Raw genomic sequence first — 15,805 nt, forward strand, 5'->3', positions numbered from 1 at the left:
TGAAATGCAGGGTCCGTGGGTAGAAACGGCGTTTTGGTGTATGGATTCCATGTGGATTCCTCAAGATCATCCTGCTCGTGATGTGCAAGACACCTTTTTTGTAGGAAAGCAAGGCGATCTTCCTAGTTCGGAGCTTGTTACAAAAGTTAAAGCTGTTCATGAAACTGGTGGCGATACTGGTTCAATTGGTTATCGTAAGCCGTGGGATGCAGAAAAAGCAAAAGAACTCTTACTTCGAACTCACAGTACAGCAACAACGTTTCGTTATCTTAACAAGATTGGCAACAAAGACGGTAAGTATTTTTATATTGCAAATGATTTTAGAAATGAAGCGCTTGACGCAACGCACCTTGCAGAGTTTGTGCAAGCTGAAGGTTTTGTTATTGGCGATAATCTCACTCTTTCAGATTTAATGGGTTTTGTTAAAGAATTCTATGCGCGGTTAGGTATTCACAAAATTCGTTTCAAGCCAACGTATAATCCTTACACAGAGCCAAGTTTAGAAGCTCATTATTTTGATGAAACCTCTGGTAAATGGTATGCGCTTATTAATTCAGGAATTTTTCGTCCAGAGTCGCTCGCGCCTTATGGTATTACCAAATCAGTGATTGCGTGGGGTATGGGTGCAAGTCGAGTCGCATCCATCTTAAACAAAAAAAATAACTTGCGTGAACTCGTTGGTCCAACAGTAAGTTTTGAATGGATTGCAAATCATATAACTCCCCAACCAAATTTAGAGGATTAGCCTATGCCAACAATAACAATATCTTATGAAGCGCTCAAACAAGAATTGGGTAAGCCATTAAGTATTCCTGAGCTACAGCAAGGTTTATTTGATATGGGTATGGAACTTGATGGGGTGCTTGATGATGAGTTAACTATTGAAGTTACTGCCGAGCGTCTTGATTTATTGAGTTTGCAAGGTATTGCTCGGTCACTTAAATCATTCTTGGGTGTGACGCCTACCGTACCCAAATATACTACATTTCAAGGCGAAGAGTCTTACAAAGTTATTATTGATGATAAAGTAAAAGCTGTTCGACCTTTTACAGTTTGTGCTATTGTTAAAAACATCGTATTTACTCAAGAAAAAATTCGTGAAGTTATTAACGTCCAAGAAAAACTACATGCAACACTTGGTCGAGGAAGAACACGTGGCGCAATTGGTATTTATCCTTTAGAAAACATACAATTGCCTATTACTTATACGGCGGCGCCTCCACAAGAAATCTCATTTATTCCTTTAGGTGAAACGCAAGAATTGTCTGGAGCGCAAATTTTGAGTCAGCATGAAACAGGCAAAGAGTATGCTCATTTGTTAGAAGGAAAAGCTTTTTATCCTTTTTTTGTTGATGCTAAGGGAGATATTCTTTCTATGCCGCCGATTATTAATTCTGAAAAAACTGGCCGAGTTAATATGCAAACATCTGAACTTTTTATTGAGTGTAGCGGTTTTGATAAAATTTTATTACACGAACTCTTAACTAATCTTACTACCATGTTTGCTGATATGGGTGGTGATATTTATGAAATGAAGTTAGAATATGCTTCCGAAGAATCTGAAATCACGCCAAACCTTGCAAGCAAGCGACGTTCTTTTTCAAGTAAAACGTTAGAGAAATATATTGGTTTAAAGCTTTCTTTAGAAGAACTTAAGCCGCTTCTAAGAAAAATGATGTATGAGTTTGTTAATGCTGAGTATAGAGAGGATGGAGAAATAATATTGCATGTGACCGCACCGCCATACCGCGAAGATTTATGGCACGAAATTGATATTGTTGAAGACATAGTAAGAGCATATGGGTATAATAATCTTCCGTTAACATTTCCAAATATCTCAACAATTGGACAAACATTACCCCTTTCTAATCTTCGAGAAGAACTTGCAAATGTCATGGTTGGCATGGGATTTTTAGAAACCTATACGTTTGGTTTAACAAGTAAGCAAGAACAACTGACAAATATGTTGGTTAATGAAGATACTGTTGGTTTTATCCCTGTTGCTAATGGCAATGAAACGCAAACTATGATGCGATTAAGTTTGCTTCCTGAAGAGCTTAAATGTTTTATGCATAATAGAACGCAGCCTTTGCCACAAAGGATTTTTGAAGGTTCATTTGTAGTTATTCCAGATGAATCAAAAGATGTGAAGTGTCGAAATGAGTTACATTTTGCAGCGGCCATTGCTGATAAGAAAGTAACCTTCACACAGATAAGACAGGTTCTTGAAAGTTTACTTTTGTCAAGAAACAAAACTCCATCATTTAAGCCTGTTCATCATCCATCTTTTATTAAAGGAAGATCGGGCGCAGTGATTGTTAATGATATTGTTATTGGTATTATTGGAGAAATTCATCCACAAGTATTAACTAATTTTGGTTTAGTAACGCCTGTTGTTGCTTTTGAAATAAATTTGGAGGCGCTCTAAAATGAATAAATTGCATAAAAGAAGATTAATTATTGCTTTATTAACATTGCTTGTAGTTTTTGTTCTTGTTTTTTTTGCTGGATTATATAATTATCTAGCAGGTCAAAAATCGCTTGCGATTGGTTTAAGTGCAAGCGCACAAAATATGATTATTATGATTTTTAGCGTATTATCTTTACTTAATATTGTTATAGAATTGCATAAAGTGAATTAAATGGAATATAAACAAGTTATACTCATTCGAGCAGACCTTAAACTTCCTAAAGGAAAGATTGCAGCACAAGCAGCGCATGCTAGTGTTGATGGGGTTCTTAAGCAGCTATCTGCAGCTGGAGGGAAAGAAATAGTTAAGGCTTGGCGCTTAGCTGGTATGAAAAAAATTGCGCTTAGAGTTGCTGATGAAAAAGAACTTTACAAATATGTGCAACAAGCAAAAGATGTGAATTTAATAACTGCAGTAATAACTGATGCGGGCAAAACTGTTGTTGCTCCTGGAACCGTTACATGTGCAGTTATTGGTCCGAATGAAGAAGAAAAAATAAATACTATTACAAAAGATATTCCTTTGTTGTAAAAATAGGTATTTTTTTATGTTAATTTAGGCCTACACATATTTCTTCTCGATGATTACACTCGTCGCATTGCCACGTTTCATAAGTCGCGTTGCCACTATTCATTGTTCGTACTTTATGCATATTACTACTACATTTTGTGCATGTTTTTCCCATATTTTTATTCCTCGCAAGTTTTCTATTTAGGTTTCAAAACCTATTTCAATTTCTTCATTAATGCGTGCTTCGTCTGCGCAAGTATAACTTAGCTCGCAATGGTGCGGTACGCTATAAACGATAATACTATCTCTTGCGGTAATAGGATCTGTAGTAAGAGGCCATGTCGCGGTAAATGTAACACTTACTTCTTCTCCGGGTTTAAGAAAATATTCTTGTTGGCTTGCTCTCACAGAATATGTTGTTGTAGTTGGTGTGTAGATATAAAATATCATCGGCGCTGTTCCGTGGTTTTTTAATAAAACATCTTGTGTTGCGGTAAGGTTATCGCCTAATTGTTTGTTTTTATCATCAAAGTTAAATTTAAATGATGTTTTAGTAAGACCAATATTGTGCGTTGCTCCCTCTAATCGCTTTGTAAAGCAAGCAATTTCAGGGTCGGCATCATCATTAAATGGATCGAAATTAGGTGCGAAGCCAAAGCAGAAATCGAATCGTGGTGTTTCTGCAGGTGTTTGCATAATAGGGATAAGTGTAATAGTTTCTTTGCCTTGTTTAAGTACTCCTTCATAAACAAGATTTGTTCGCTCACCACTAATGCCTGTGCCAAGAACTTTCATGTAAATCAACGCGTCTTGGTATTTGCTGGTTTGTCCAAATTCCATATCTACTTGCATATGTGCTTCATATGTTTTTGTTCCTTTGATGTTTCGAATGCTACTTATGTCATTCAGATCGTTTGGTGTCGGTGCTGGAGTGTAAACGTGATTGTTAACAGAAACAACGGAGGTAAGTTCTGCGCTATTAAGAGGGAAGGTAATCTCGCTTGCTAGCTGCTTTGTAGTGTCCGTTGTACTTGTGCTGGTGTCGCTAGCTGGATTATCATTTGTTGTAGTTGTTGGTAAATCATCCTTTGTATTCGTTGGCGTATTGCCACACCCTGTAAGTAAGAGCATACTGCTTAAAACTAGAATAACGAGTAGTACTAAGTATTTTTTCATATAAACCACCTCAACAAGGTGTTATCGAGTCTTTCTATTATATAAATATTAACATTAATTCTTTTAAAATTATTTATAATTTTTTTGTACCTTCGTACTAGATACTAAAAGTTCCTAAGTAAACGCGCTTCAGAATCCTTCATTCTTATATATGAGAACATATTTAATGCAAACTATGAAACGAAGAATTGCTGATACGGTTACGCTATGTACTTCGTTTTGGAAAAAAGGCACTGGCCTCATGTTTCGTTTTCCTAAGGGTCTGTTTGCGTATGTTTTTCCTTTTTATGCTGAGCGCCGTTTAGTCATTACAATGTGGTTTGTCTTTTATAGTATTGATATTCTTTTCTTAGATGCCGCTGATACTGTAGTAGAGAAGGTGACGCTAAAACCATTTTCAAATTATTATCCCAAAGCAATTGCAAAAACCTTTATTGAATTGCCGAAAGGCACGATTAAACAACACGATATTGCTCTTGGTCAAAAGGTTTCTTGGTCGAATGATTTTGTGGATTTGCTCTGATAATGGGGCTTTCCGAGGAATAAAAAACAAAAAGTATATAAATCACTCGCTCTTGAAAAGACCTATTCCTTTTCGAAAACATTGATTTGATGGGGGAATAAAAAACAATAGGGTGATGTAAATATGAATAAAGCAGAATTAGTTGAAGCTATCGCAAAAGCAACAGGTTATCAAAAAACCGCAGTAAATGAAATTCTTTCTGAATTTGTTGGACTTACTGGTAAAACAGTAAAAAAAGGCGACACAGTACAACTTGTTGGTTTAGGTACGTTTAAACGAGTTGCACGTAAAGCGCGAGTCGGTGTTAATCCTGCAACTGGAGCTAAACTTAAAATTCCAGCACGGAAAACAATTAAGTTTACTGCAAGTGCTAACTTAAAAAAACTATAAGCATGGTTTTTTAGTAATTTATTTTTAAATTCCTGGACGTTGTCCAGGTACTTCTTTTTTTATTGAATAGTTCTTCAAAGATATCCTTCTATTCAGATTTTTGACTGTTGATTCGCTTGTTTCTGTTTTTATCGTTTCCACAAAACGATAATGAATCCAATTTGATCGATAAGCTCTGCTCCAGTTTGCGTTGCAATATATGACGCGAATGCTTTCTTGCTCAGACTCATTTCATCAGTAATATCTTTAGAAAATTTTATTTTACATAATTTATGCGCTTGTAAATATTTTTTTATTTGTTCTATAACAGTTTTTGTTACGCCTTGTTTTCCTATAGCAATAACTGGTGAGTGTGTTCTTGCTTGGTTTTTGAGCTCTTTTTTCTTCGTAGCATCCATGTTTAAAGGGTAAAGAAGTACTTATTTATAAAACAACCTCTTCATGTTACTAAATTATTGTTAACTTCATCTTTTCAAAGGAGGCAATAAAAGTTTCATTTGGAACAACGCCTTTTTGCCAAAACATTTATATACTATAATTTTGACAAAACCAGTATACTAAGGTATTATTATCCTTGAATTGTATTAGTATGAGGTGTATACAACATGAAATTTAATAGAACAGGTCAAGCAGCGCTTGAATTTTTAACAACTTATGGTTGGGCATTTTTAGTAATTTTAGTTATGATTGGTGCTCTTGCTGGTTTTGGTATTTTAACGCCAAGTAATTTCCTTCCTAATAGGTGTAATTTTGCATCAGAGCTTAGTTGCTACGAACATAAATTAACAAATAATGGGGCTTCAGGAGAGTTATATGCTACTGTTATCTTGCTAAATAGTATTGGGAGTACGCTAAATATTAGCGATATTACTATGACTAGTCAGTATGGCGATTTAGATTGTTCTGCAGCTGGTACTGGTCAAGTATCTGCAGGAGATACAATAGAGTTAATTTGTGATGATAATGGTAATATATTTCCCGATGCTGGTGAGAAAATTAAGATTCAAGCAAGAGTTACCTACACTCCTTTAGGAAAAAAGTTGAGTCAAACAGTTGATGGAGAAATATTCTCTTCTATTCAAGAAAGTTAGTTAATTTTTTTATTTTACCTTCAGGTTGCCAAAAACAACATGTTTTTGAGCATTTTTTTTATTTTTTATTTTTTTTAGGTGAGAAGCCCCATGAAATATAAAGCACAAGCAGCACTTGAATTTCTCACAACTTACGGATGGGCTTTCCTTGCAGCGCTTGTTGTTATAGGCGCTCTTGCAAGTTTTGGTTTAGGCGATCTTCGCAGTCAAGTTCCCAATTCTTGTTTTTTAGGTCCTGCATTTACCTGTTATGGAGCCTCTGCTGATGGTCGTGGTGTTGTGTTAATTGAATTCTCCCCTATACAAAAGGTTCACATTGAGCGGATGATGTGTACATATCCCGATGGCACAGAACTGGTGCAAACGTATAGTTCAGAGCCATTAGTCATGCCAAATCAAGAATACATTATTGGTTGTCAAGAAACAGGTTTAGCTTTAGGAAAACATAAAGATAAATTTATAGTATCTTTAGTTTATCATTTAAATGAAACAGGCGCGCTTCCTCGTATCGCAAATGGTGATATTGTAACAGATATTTCTGAAGCAGATTTAGACTTTGGATCATTAATCTCTCCAACGCTTTCACGTGATTAGTTTTTTAGAATTATTGTTCGAGCAACTTTTTAGTCATAGATTTCTTCCTCTTCTACTAAGGAATATTGTCCGAATGTAACACCGCACTCGCCTAGTATAAGAATAGCTAAGAATAAGAAAGTGGCTGCTTTGCCAGTCTTACTTGGCGAAAGGAGCTGCATGCGCTTTTGCTTAGCAGCTATTTGAAAGGGGTTATTTTTGTTTGAGAATTAAGGTAAGAGAAAGTGGCTGCTTTGCCAGTCTTACTTGGCAAAAGGAGCTGCATGCGCTTTTGCTTAGCAGCTATTTGAAAGGGGTTATTTTTGTTTGAGAATTAAGGTAAGAGAAAGTGGACAGCTTTCTGCAGTTCCCGCGCGTAAGCACAGTACAATGCAAAACGTAGACATGCTTGACTTCCGAGTTCGAAAAGGGATCGGGTAGAACCACGTCGCTTTGACCGTCCAAACACAAGGATACTACTTCTCTTTATAAGCTTTTCTCCAAAAGGCTCTCTAAAGCCTTTCTCGGCCTGAATTAGGTTAAGTTTATAAATCATCTCCTGTTCTGCATGACTATGCCAAAAAAGTTAAAAAAAGTTGTTGTTCAGCCCGAAGTTAACATTGGTTTAGTTGGTCATGTAGACCACGGAAAAACAACATTAACTGAACAATTATCGGGGAAATGGACTGATACGCATTCTGAAGAACTCAAGCGAGGTATCACTATTCGTTTAGGATATGCTGACACAGTTATTCGCAAAGACCCTTCACTTCCTGAGCCGCAATGTTATACAACTAAAGAAAAGCATCCTGTGAGTGGCAAAGCTACTGAAACGGTTCGAAAAATTTCTTTTGTTGATGCTCCTGGCCACGAAAGTCTTATGGCAACGATGCTCTCTGGCGCGACGATTATGGATGGCGCACTGCTTCTTATTGCAGCTAACGAAACCTGTCCGCAAGCTCAAACGCAAGAGCATTTAATGGCTCTTGAACTTTCTGGCATAAAAAATATACTTGTGGTGCAAAATAAAATTGACCTTGTTAGTCAAGACAGGGCTATGCGTAATTATAATGAAATTAAAAAATTCTTAGCAGGTACTTCTTTTGAAGATGCGCCTATTATTCCTATCAGCGCACAGCATGGTGTAAACATGGATGTATTGCTTGATGCTATTCAGACATATATTCCAACGCCGAAGCGCGATAAAGATGCTCCTGCAAAATTCTTTGTTGCTCGTTCTTTTGATGTGAACAAGCCAGGAAACAACCCAACAAAACTTATTGGTGGTATTTTAGGAGGTAGTGTGGTAACAGGCAAATTTAACGTTGGCGATGAAATTGAGCTTCGTCCTGGTCGTATTGTTGAAGAACAAAATAAGTTGGTTGCAAAACCTTTATTTGCAACGATTACTGGTATGATGACGGGAAGTGAGTCTGTTAAAGAATTATTGCCTGGTGGCAGTTCTAGTATTCTTACCAGTCTTGACGCTGCAATTGTTAAAGGTGATCATTTAACAGGTAATGCCGTTGGTATTCCTGGCACTTTGCCTCCTGTGTGGTATGATTTAAAATTAAAAACTACCTTACTTGAGCGTGTCGTCAATGTTGGTGAGGATGTAAAAATTGATCCATTGCGTTTGCAAGAACCGCTTCTCTTAAATGTGAATAGTGCAAAAACCGTTGGATTAATTGTTGAACTCAAAAAAGGTGTTGCAACGTGCAAGCTCAAACTTCCAATCGCAGCAGCTGTCGGTGAAAAAGTAACTATTTCTCGAAGAATGGGCAATCGATTCCGTTTGATTGGTTTCGGTGTTATTCAAGAATAATTGCTCTTTTCTGCGTGTTTGTTTACCATACATTAATAAATTCTTGAATTGATTTATTCTTTTGATGTTGTTATGAATATTTTTGAGAAGGATGAGTTAAAATATCTAGGAGTTTTTTATGTGGAGCGTTTTATTGCTCATTTACTCTATTTTGCTCCTGCGTTTTGGGTATTGCAATTTCAACAATATCTTAGTTTATTTCAGATTGGTCTGCTCTTTGCTGTTTTTTCTGCTGCAAGTTTTGTTTTTGAGATTCCTACAGGGGCTATTGCTGATGTATATGGTCGAAAATTCTCTGTAATTTTTGGTTATATTTTGGTTGGTATCGCTGTTTATTTTCTCTCTTTTGTTCAAGACTTTAAGTGGTTACTCGTTATTTTTCTGGTGTGGGGTTTTGCTCAGACCTTTATCTCAGGAGCTAAAGAGTCTTGGGTGGTTGATAATTTGCATTATTGGAAAAAGAAAAATCTAGTAAAAGAGTTTTTCATTAAAGAACAAAGTATTATTTTTGCATCGTTGTTTTTCTCTGGACTTCTTGGCGCGTTCGTAGTGAGTAAGCAGGGGCTAAGCAGCATTTGGCTTTTTGCTTCATTATCTTATCTTATTACTGCTGGAATATTGTTTTTTGTAAAAGAGCATAAACTTACTAAAGAAAAAAAGTTAACCTATAGGGATGTGATGTTGCAATCAAAAAGATCGCTACGTTATGCTGTGGGTCATCATACGCTTCTCTTCATTATTTTTGCGTTATTCTTTGTTATGTTTAGAGATGCTTTTGCTGGTGATTTGATGTGGCAGCCTTTCCTTAGTAATTTAGGCTTGCCTGTATTTGCTTTTGGTTTTGTTTTCTCAATAAGTACGTTGTTAGGTGTTTTGGTTCCTGTATTTACTAAATTCCTTGCAAAGAAATTTTCCAGAGAAAGTCATTATTTGGCTTTCTTAATTGGTGCAATTATATTACTGGATATTTCGGTCATATTTATTCAACATTATGTGGTGGGGCTTATTGTGCTTTTCTTGGCATTTACCTTGTTGTATATGTTTATGCCTGTAAACCAGTCATTTTTCCACAGTTTTATTCCGGGAAAGCTCAGGGCTACGGTAACCTCTTTTAGTGGTATGGTTGTTGCACTTGCATTTGTGATTAGTTCTCCTCTTGCGGGTTATTTAGCAGATGTAATTACGCCCAGATACACGATTGCTTTAGGTTCTATAATTCTCCTTCCAGCATTAATTTTGTATATAAAAATTAAAGATACTAAGAAAACGAATTAGATAGTTTAAAATTTCACAAAATTGTATTTGACTTCTCCTGCTTTGTTGAGTGTAAGAATAGTCATGTTGCCTTCGCTTCCAGGTCCGCTGTTGATGAAGACTTGTTTTGTCCAGTTGTTTTGTCGCACTGTTTTTTCTTCTTTATTAATTGCTTTTGGTCCTGCTTCGTGTATGTGGCCACAAACGTATGCACGAATGTTTTTTTTCAGAGCAAATTTTCTCAGTGTTGGCGAACCGACATTTTCTTTTTTAATAATAACTGGATAATGGTATTCTTTAAGCAGTTTTGCTTGTTCATAATTAACTAAGATGTTTGGATTGTATTCTGGGTTGAATTCTTTATTAAATATTTTTTTCCGTCTATCTGCTGGCTTGATGGTGAATGCGTGTTTGAAGGTACCAAAACGAGCGATATCAATTCCTTTTGGCGTGTTGCAAAGAAGCGGGATGTGTGCAAAAATGATCGCGGGTTTTTTGTCATAGTGTTTGGTGGTGTTGCTAATAGCAATTGGTGTTGCTTTTTTTGCAATTTTATGTTCTTTAAGGTATTTGGTGAGTTTTGCAGTTGTTGTCGGACTTTTTGTTTTGGTGAGTTTATAGGTGCCGCCATTAAATGAACGATTGCCACTGCTAACGGTGTCGCTTCCTGGTACGATAAGCAAATTAAAATTATTAAGCACAATGTGTCGTTCTTTTACGCCATCTATAAGGTTTGTATTTTTGGAAAATTCTTTGAGTGCTTTGGTATAGTTCTCGCTATTTTCATGACTTCCTGGAAAAATAATAACTGGTTTATTTAGTTTAAGAAACATTCGTAATTGATAGCTTAATGTGCTTGGTGTAAAATCAGGGATGTCGCCACCAAGAATAATAATGTGGACCGGATTCTCCTTAAGGTAGGTTGCTGCATGTCTTGTTGCTTCTCGATTTCCATGAAGGTCAGTGATGTAGGCAATAGTTGGTTCAGCAGTCACTGTTTTTAGTTGCTTCATATACGAACGATTAGCTTCGTAGTATTTAAATACTTATAGGTTCAATAAAAATTGAAGTTTACTATTAGTTATATAGGCAAGATTGTCTTTATAATAATCATGAAGGTGAAAATCATGAAAAAAACAACTCTATCAAGTTTATTTTTAATAAAATTATTAGTTGTGGCTTTACTTGCAACTGGCTGTACGACAAGCGATCCTTACACGCCGTATACGGGAACGTATCAAGAGTATGAAGGTACAATAGAAACTCCTGATTTACAAAATTTTGCAAGTGTAGAAGAGTATCAAGAACTTGCTTCTTCTAGCTCAAAAAGCTTGTATGGTAATATGATGTATGGTCTTGATATGGTTCAAGAAGTCGCAATGCCTTCTAGGAGCGTTGAATTAAGTGCAGATACTGCTATGACTATGAATGGTGGTGGTCTTGCTTATTCTGAAACCAACAATCAAGTAACTGGTGTTGATGAGGCTGATATTATTAAAACTGATGGCGAGTATATTTATACTATTACTGGCAGTATGCTCTATATTGTTGAAGCGTATCCAGCAGAAGATGCACAGGTGCTGAGCACAGTAAATTTTGAAGAATACAATCCAACTAGCATGTTTATTGTTGATGATAAACTCGTTGTGTTTGGCACCTTTAATGATAATGATTTTTATGATGAACTAGGCTTTAGACCTCGTAGCGGTATGACGTTTGTTCAGTTTTATGATGTAAGTGATAGAAACAATCCCGTGCTTGATGAGAAGTTTGAATTTGAAGGTCGTTATTTTGATGCTCGACTCATTGACGATGATGTATATCTAGTTGTTCAGGCTAGTCCTGGAGTTCGTGATGAGTATCCAACGCCTATTATTATTCAAAATGATGTGGTGCGAAGTATGCCTATTGATGATATGTTCTTTAGACCTATGCCTTATAATTATCTGCAGCTTATTACAACGCACGCAATTAATGTGGATGATTATGATATGGATTCTGTGGCAATCACAACTGAATCTTTACAAACAGTGTATATGTCTGAGAATAATATTTATCTTGTTGGTCAAGAGTATATTTCTGAGTGGGAACTTCGAGAAGAAATTATTAAAGACGTATTACATGATGACTTAACTCAAGCTGATAGGGCTCTTATTGCATCCATTAAGAAAATTGATAATAAAATCTTAAACCAAGCAGAAAAAGAACAAAAGATTATGCAGGTGTATTATTACTACATTGATGCCATGTCTTCTGAAGAAGAATCTACTTTTGAAAAAGATGTTGATGCCCAGCTTGCAGAGCAACTCGAAGAGTTAGAGTATTTAGAGTATTCTCTTATCGATAAGATTAGTGCAGACAATGGCAAGTTAGCAATTGCTAGTCAAGGGAAAGTTCCTGGTCAATTATCTAATCAGTTCTCTTTAGATGAGTATGAGGGAAATCTTCGTGTGGCAACAACAATTAATACTGTATGGTCTTCTGTTATAAAGGAGAGATCTGAATCAACAAACAATGTATGGGTGCTAGATGATAATTTAGAAATCGTGGGCCAACTCACTGGTCTTGCAGAGGGTGAGCGAATTTACTCAACAAGATTTGTTGGTGATAGGTTATACATGGTAACGTTTAGGCAAATTGATCCGTTCTTTGTCATTGACTTAAGCAACCCCCAAAATCCGCGCTCGCTTGGTGAATTAAAAATTCCTGGCTTTAGTAGATACTTACATCCGTATGATGAAAATCATATTATTGGTATTGGTCGGGAAGCAACGGATATGGGTAGAACGCAAGGACTCAAAATCTCTTTATTTGACGTGAGCGATGTAGTAAACCCAAAGGAGGTTGCTAAGTTTGTCACACAAGAAAAATATGCTTCAAGCATTGCTGAGTATGAGCATAAAGCATTCCTCTTTAGTAAAGAGAAGAACTTGCTGGTTATTCCCGCTTACAGCTACAATTACCGGGATGAAGGAGAAACCTATAACGGTGCTTTAGTCTTTGATATTGATACTGAAGAAATAGAGCTTCGTGGTTTAATTGATCATTCAGGTAGCTTGGATAGTAATTATTACTACCAAGCCGGCGTTGAGCGTTCTTTGTACATTGAAGATATGCTCTACACCAAGAGTCCTCGGCTGTTAAGAATTAATAGTTTGGATACGCTTGAAGGTGTAAAGAACGTTGATTTAGAATTGCCAACAAAAATGAACGTCTATTAGATGTTCATATTTTTTTCTTTTTATCTTGTTTCTTTTACTTTAATAGTGGTTCCCATTATTGGTTTTTTTGCCACAAGAATGCCCATGATAATGATGATACCATAGAGTGCAAAAATACCTCGACCAATACTCGTCAAGAGAAATCCTGAAACAACAAAACTAATCGTAACTGCTACTCGAGAAATGGAGGTGAAGCTTCCCACTACTTTCCCTTCTATTCTTTTTTTCTCTGCAATGGTGGACATAAATGACCATGCAGAAACGTTCCAAAAGGAGCCCCCTATTGCTCGAACAAAAATAAGAACGAGAAGTAGCCCATAGTTGTTTACAAAGCTCATTGCTACAAGTGTCAGGGCGCTGAGTAAAAGACCAATGAGCGTTCCTTTATTACTTCCAATAGTATCTGCAATTCGTCCGAAGAAGAATTGAAGTGTGTGCGCCAAACCCATTAAAAATACAGCAACGCTCATATGTAAATTGGACAGCCCCATTTGTTGTATAATAAAGAAAGGGAGAACAAGTGTCATGTAGGGGATAGAAAAATTTGCTGCAACTCCTAGGATGCTAACTGCTCGAAGTTCTTTAACGCGCAAAACATCTCGAACATCTTTAAGTGGATTAAAATCTTTTTTTCGCAGTTTCTCTTTTTTTCGATGCTCGTAATTATTTTTAAAAAAACAAAGATCATATATCATAAGTCCAAGTAAAAGAGAAATCATGATTGTCCACGCAGTAAGAAAGATGTATTCATAACCATAATAATCTGCAATATAGCCGCCAATAAATGGTGCGATAATAACTGCTATGGAGACAATAGATTGTGCCGTGCCTGTGATGCTGCTTCGTTTATTCTCGTCTTCAACAGTGTCATTAATACGCGAAAGTGATGTGACAACGACAGCGTTAAAGGCGATTGCTGAAAGACATCTTATTAAAAAAAGTCCTACGGGGTCAGTAATAAGTATGTATCCTCCAAGCGAGATAATTTCAAGAACTAATCCGAATAGAATGACTTTGAAACGACCGATTTTATCTGAAAGTGTTCCAACAACCGGCGCGGCAATAATGCTGATAAGTGAGAAAAGTGCAAAAAACCATCCTTTTAACGATTCAGACCATCCTAGCGTCGAGAGATATGGTGAAAGAAACGAGATATACAAATAGATAACAAAATAATAGAATGCATCCATGGTTGTTGTTTTCACGAATTTGTTAAACAGCACTCTGCTTTGAAAAACTACCATTATAATAAAGTTCTCCTCACAATCCTTTTTAAAGTTTTTTAAATAAGTTAAGGGTATTAATATCTATTCTGTCTTAATGTCACAAAGCCGAGCAATAACGTTGCCTTGAAGTGTACTTGAGTCAAATGTATTTCTAAGCAAAGCGAAAGAAATAGCTACATTTGACGTTTGAATTTTCGAGCCGGAGGAAAGAACAACAACTTCGCAATGTTATTGCGATGCTAATGAATTTCCACAACGCTTAAAAATAGGTGCCACGTCGTCTCTATGTATGAATCAAAAACAGAAAGCTGTTTTTGAACATCGTAAAAACGCCAAGGTATTTTTCAATGAATCAAAAACAAATCGGTAGTATTGTGCTTATTATTGGTATTCTTCTAGCTGGCTTTGTCTTTATCCTGAAAACAAATCTTGACGCAGCTGCTGATCTTGAAGCTTTAATGGCTATTAATGAAACAGGCACTTGCATCACCGATGAAGGCAAATGTTTGCATAAACAATATGATGCATTGTATATTATTGGTTGGCTTATTTCTGGTTCGTTAATTATTCTAGGCATCTATCTTATGTTCTTTGATAAAACGCAAAAATTGCTTGTTGAGCAAAATATTCGTGTAGTTAGAGCGCTTAAAGAAGCAAAAAAAGAAGAAGCAAAAAAAGATAATCTTACTGCGTTCCTCTCTGCTTTTCCTGATGATGAGCGAAAACTTCTTCGAGTAATTCATGACCAAGAAGGCATTAAACAATCCACGCTAAGATTTAAAATGGGTATGAGTAAATCAACACTTTCCATTTTACTTACCTCTTTAGAAGAACGCGACATCATCGCAAGAAAAGAAGCCGGCAAAACAAAAGAAATATTCCTTCGAAAGAAATTCTAATAATATATGTTTAATAGTATATGTTCCGTTAAAGGTAAAAATGTGTTCTAAACGTTCTAAAACAATAATTTTTGGGTTAGGAACGTTTTAGGCTTTGTTCTAAACGACGAATGGTTTTAATATTTCTTTTTAATATTTATTGTTACATCGTGAAAAGCGATAAAGAAGCAAAAGGTGATTGAATATGAAAAATAATTTTGTAAAAAAAGTATTTAGTGGAGCTGCGGCTTTGTTAACTGTTTTTGCGGTTGGTTTATTAGCATTAACTATTCTAACAACTCCTGCATCAGCAGAATCAACTGATATACCAACAACAACGAACGAACTTGTTACTTCAAATATTCCTGTTGGAAGTTGTGGTGCAAATGGTGCTGCTTGTGATGGTACTTGTAGCGGTACTTGTGGCGGTTCATGTCCTGCAGCTAAAACAGGTGGTTGTGGTTGTGGCAAATAATTTTTTTTTATTGTAGGTGCCCTTGGCAAGGATTAATTGCCCTGCTTTTTAGGGTGTGAGCGCAATTTTTGTACTAAGTTTTTACCTTTTTTTTTAATTTGGTGCAGCTGCCATTTAATTTTTAATTAATTGTTTAGACTTCTCTAATAGGGTTATTGCTCGTCTACAAGTCATGCTTTCAAATGTTCTTAC

General features: G+C 36.2%; 17 protein-coding genes and 1 rRNA gene. 13 read left to right on the forward strand and 5 right to left on the reverse strand.

Features of this window, described 5'->3' with window-relative positions; genetic code table 11:
• From pheS to pth2, 4 genes are all read left to right on the forward strand, one after another.
• Positions 1-745: phenylalanine--tRNA ligase subunit alpha (gene pheS, locus K9M74_04730; GenBank protein MCF7799180.1), on the forward strand; the 745-nt coding region annotated here is incomplete at its 5' end.
• Between the two features lie 3 nt (positions 746-748).
• Positions 749-2,428: a phenylalanine--tRNA ligase subunit beta gene (gene pheT, locus K9M74_04735; GenBank protein ID MCF7799181.1), complete on the forward strand. Its 1,680-nt coding sequence runs from the start codon at positions 749-751 to the stop codon at positions 2,426-2,428.
• A gap of 1 nt (position 2,429) precedes the next feature.
• A complete protein-coding gene (locus K9M74_04740; GenBank protein ID MCF7799182.1) occupies positions 2,430-2,642 on the forward strand; it encodes a hypothetical protein in 213 nt (70 codons plus the stop codon).
• Entirely contained in the window at positions 2,643-3,002 is a 360-nt protein-coding gene (gene pth2, locus K9M74_04745; GenBank protein MCF7799183.1) for a peptidyl-tRNA hydrolase Pth2, read from the forward strand.
• Between the two features lie 180 nt (positions 3,003-3,182).
• Here pth2 and K9M74_04750 read toward each other — a convergent pair whose 3' ends face one another.
• Entirely contained in the window at positions 3,183-4,157 is a 975-nt protein-coding gene (locus K9M74_04750) for a hypothetical protein (GenBank protein ID MCF7799184.1), read from the reverse strand.
• A gap of 175 nt (positions 4,158-4,332) precedes the next feature.
• Between K9M74_04750 and K9M74_04755 the strand changes: the two genes are divergently transcribed.
• Both K9M74_04755 and K9M74_04760 read left to right on the forward strand, forming a co-directional pair.
• A complete protein-coding gene (locus K9M74_04755) occupies positions 4,333-4,680 on the forward strand; it encodes a DUF192 domain-containing protein (protein ID MCF7799185.1) in 348 nt (115 codons plus the stop codon).
• Between the two features lie 123 nt (positions 4,681-4,803).
• Complete coding sequence (locus K9M74_04760; GenBank protein MCF7799186.1) at positions 4,804-5,070, forward strand: HU family DNA-binding protein; 267 nt, start codon at positions 4,804-4,806, stop codon at positions 5,068-5,070.
• A gap of 128 nt (positions 5,071-5,198) precedes the next feature.
• On the opposite strand, the gene K9M74_04765 is transcribed toward K9M74_04760, so the two are convergent.
• Entirely contained in the window at positions 5,199-5,468 is a 270-nt protein-coding gene (locus tag K9M74_04765) for a YhbY family RNA-binding protein (GenBank protein MCF7799187.1), read from the reverse strand.
• 207 nt (positions 5,469-5,675) lie between these two features.
• On the opposite strand from K9M74_04765, the gene K9M74_04770 reads away from it, so the two are divergent.
• A complete protein-coding gene (locus K9M74_04770) occupies positions 5,676-6,161 on the forward strand; it encodes a hypothetical protein (protein ID MCF7799188.1) in 486 nt (161 codons plus the stop codon).
• A gap of 90 nt (positions 6,162-6,251) precedes the next feature.
• Positions 6,252-6,755 carry a hypothetical protein gene (locus K9M74_04775; GenBank protein ID MCF7799189.1) on the forward strand — a complete coding sequence of 168 codons (504 nt, stop codon included), beginning with the start codon at positions 6,252-6,254 and terminating at the stop codon, positions 6,753-6,755.
• Positions 6,756-7,082: 327 nt separating this feature from the next.
• Here the strand turns inward: K9M74_04775 and rrf are convergent.
• Positions 7,083-7,199: ribosomal RNA gene (gene rrf / locus K9M74_04780) — 5S ribosomal RNA — on the reverse strand.
• Positions 7,200-7,308: 109 nt separating this feature from the next.
• Here rrf and K9M74_04785 point away from each other — a divergent pair.
• Together K9M74_04785 and K9M74_04790 are read left to right on the forward strand one after the other, a co-directional pair.
• Complete coding sequence (locus K9M74_04785) at positions 7,309-8,559, forward strand: translation initiation factor IF-2 subunit gamma (protein MCF7799190.1); 1,251 nt, start codon at positions 7,309-7,311, stop codon at positions 8,557-8,559.
• Positions 8,560-8,631: 72 nt separating this feature from the next.
• Positions 8,632-9,834, forward strand: coding sequence for an MFS transporter (locus tag K9M74_04790; protein ID MCF7799191.1), 1,203 nt, complete (start codon positions 8,632-8,634; stop codon positions 9,832-9,834).
• A gap of 5 nt (positions 9,835-9,839) precedes the next feature.
• Here the strand turns inward: K9M74_04790 and K9M74_04795 are convergent, their stop codons facing one another.
• Positions 9,840-10,826, reverse strand: a complete 987-nt coding sequence (locus K9M74_04795; GenBank protein MCF7799192.1) for a metallophosphoesterase — start codon at positions 10,824-10,826, stop codon at positions 9,840-9,842.
• 114 nt (positions 10,827-10,940) lie between these two features.
• On the opposite strand from K9M74_04795, the gene K9M74_04800 reads away from it, so the two are divergent.
• Positions 10,941-13,034: a beta-propeller domain-containing protein gene (locus tag K9M74_04800; protein MCF7799193.1), complete on the forward strand. Its 2,094-nt coding sequence runs from the start codon at positions 10,941-10,943 to the stop codon at positions 13,032-13,034.
• 20 nt (positions 13,035-13,054) lie between these two features.
• Here the strand turns inward: K9M74_04800 and K9M74_04805 are convergent, their stop codons facing one another.
• A complete protein-coding gene (locus tag K9M74_04805; GenBank protein ID MCF7799194.1) occupies positions 13,055-14,278 on the reverse strand; it encodes an MFS transporter in 1,224 nt (407 codons plus the stop codon).
• Positions 14,279-14,607: 329 nt separating this feature from the next.
• On the opposite strand from K9M74_04805, the gene K9M74_04810 reads away from it, so the two are divergent.
• Positions 14,608-15,159 carry a MarR family transcriptional regulator gene (locus K9M74_04810; GenBank protein MCF7799195.1) on the forward strand — a complete coding sequence of 184 codons (552 nt, stop codon included), beginning with the start codon at positions 14,608-14,610 and terminating at the stop codon, positions 15,157-15,159.
• 184 nt (positions 15,160-15,343) lie between these two features.
• Complete coding sequence (locus K9M74_04815; protein ID MCF7799196.1) at positions 15,344-15,613, forward strand: hypothetical protein; 270 nt, start codon at positions 15,344-15,346, stop codon at positions 15,611-15,613.
• The last annotated feature ends 192 nt before the right edge of the window (positions 15,614-15,805 follow it).

Source organism: Candidatus Woesearchaeota archaeon (assembly GCA_021734105.1).
Lineage (GTDB): Archaea > Nanobdellota > Nanobdellia > Woesearchaeales > SKGA01 > SKGA01.

Coding starts and splice junctions, on each gene's coding strand:
- pheT (MCF7799181.1), top strand. CDS start 749: ATGCCAACAATAACAATATCTTATGAAGCGCTCAAACAAGAATTGGGT.
- K9M74_04740 (MCF7799182.1), top strand. CDS start 2,430: ATGAATAAATTGCATAAAAGAAGATTAATTATTGCTTTATTAACATTG.
- pth2 (MCF7799183.1), top strand. CDS start 2,643: ATGGAATATAAACAAGTTATACTCATTCGAGCAGACCTTAAACTTCCT.
- K9M74_04750 (MCF7799184.1), bottom strand. CDS start 4,157: ATGAAAAAATACTTAGTACTACTCGTTATTCTAGTTTTAAGCAGTATG.
- K9M74_04755 (MCF7799185.1), top strand. CDS start 4,333: ATGAAACGAAGAATTGCTGATACGGTTACGCTATGTACTTCGTTTTGG.
- K9M74_04760 (MCF7799186.1), top strand. CDS start 4,804: ATGAATAAAGCAGAATTAGTTGAAGCTATCGCAAAAGCAACAGGTTAT.
- K9M74_04765 (MCF7799187.1), bottom strand. CDS start 5,468: ATGGATGCTACGAAGAAAAAAGAGCTCAAAAACCAAGCAAGAACACAC.
- K9M74_04770 (MCF7799188.1), top strand. CDS start 5,676: ATGAAATTTAATAGAACAGGTCAAGCAGCGCTTGAATTTTTAACAACT.
- K9M74_04775 (MCF7799189.1), top strand. CDS start 6,252: ATGAAATATAAAGCACAAGCAGCACTTGAATTTCTCACAACTTACGGA.
- K9M74_04785 (MCF7799190.1), top strand. CDS start 7,309: ATGCCAAAAAAGTTAAAAAAAGTTGTTGTTCAGCCCGAAGTTAACATT.
- K9M74_04790 (MCF7799191.1), top strand. CDS start 8,632: ATGAATATTTTTGAGAAGGATGAGTTAAAATATCTAGGAGTTTTTTAT.
- K9M74_04795 (MCF7799192.1), bottom strand. CDS start 10,826: ATGAAGCAACTAAAAACAGTGACTGCTGAACCAACTATTGCCTACATC.
- K9M74_04800 (MCF7799193.1), top strand. CDS start 10,941: ATGAAAAAAACAACTCTATCAAGTTTATTTTTAATAAAATTATTAGTT.
- K9M74_04805 (MCF7799194.1), bottom strand. CDS start 14,278: ATGGTAGTTTTTCAAAGCAGAGTGCTGTTTAACAAATTCGTGAAAACA.
- K9M74_04810 (MCF7799195.1), top strand. CDS start 14,608: ATGAATCAAAAACAAATCGGTAGTATTGTGCTTATTATTGGTATTCTT.
- K9M74_04815 (MCF7799196.1), top strand. CDS start 15,344: ATGAAAAATAATTTTGTAAAAAAAGTATTTAGTGGAGCTGCGGCTTTG.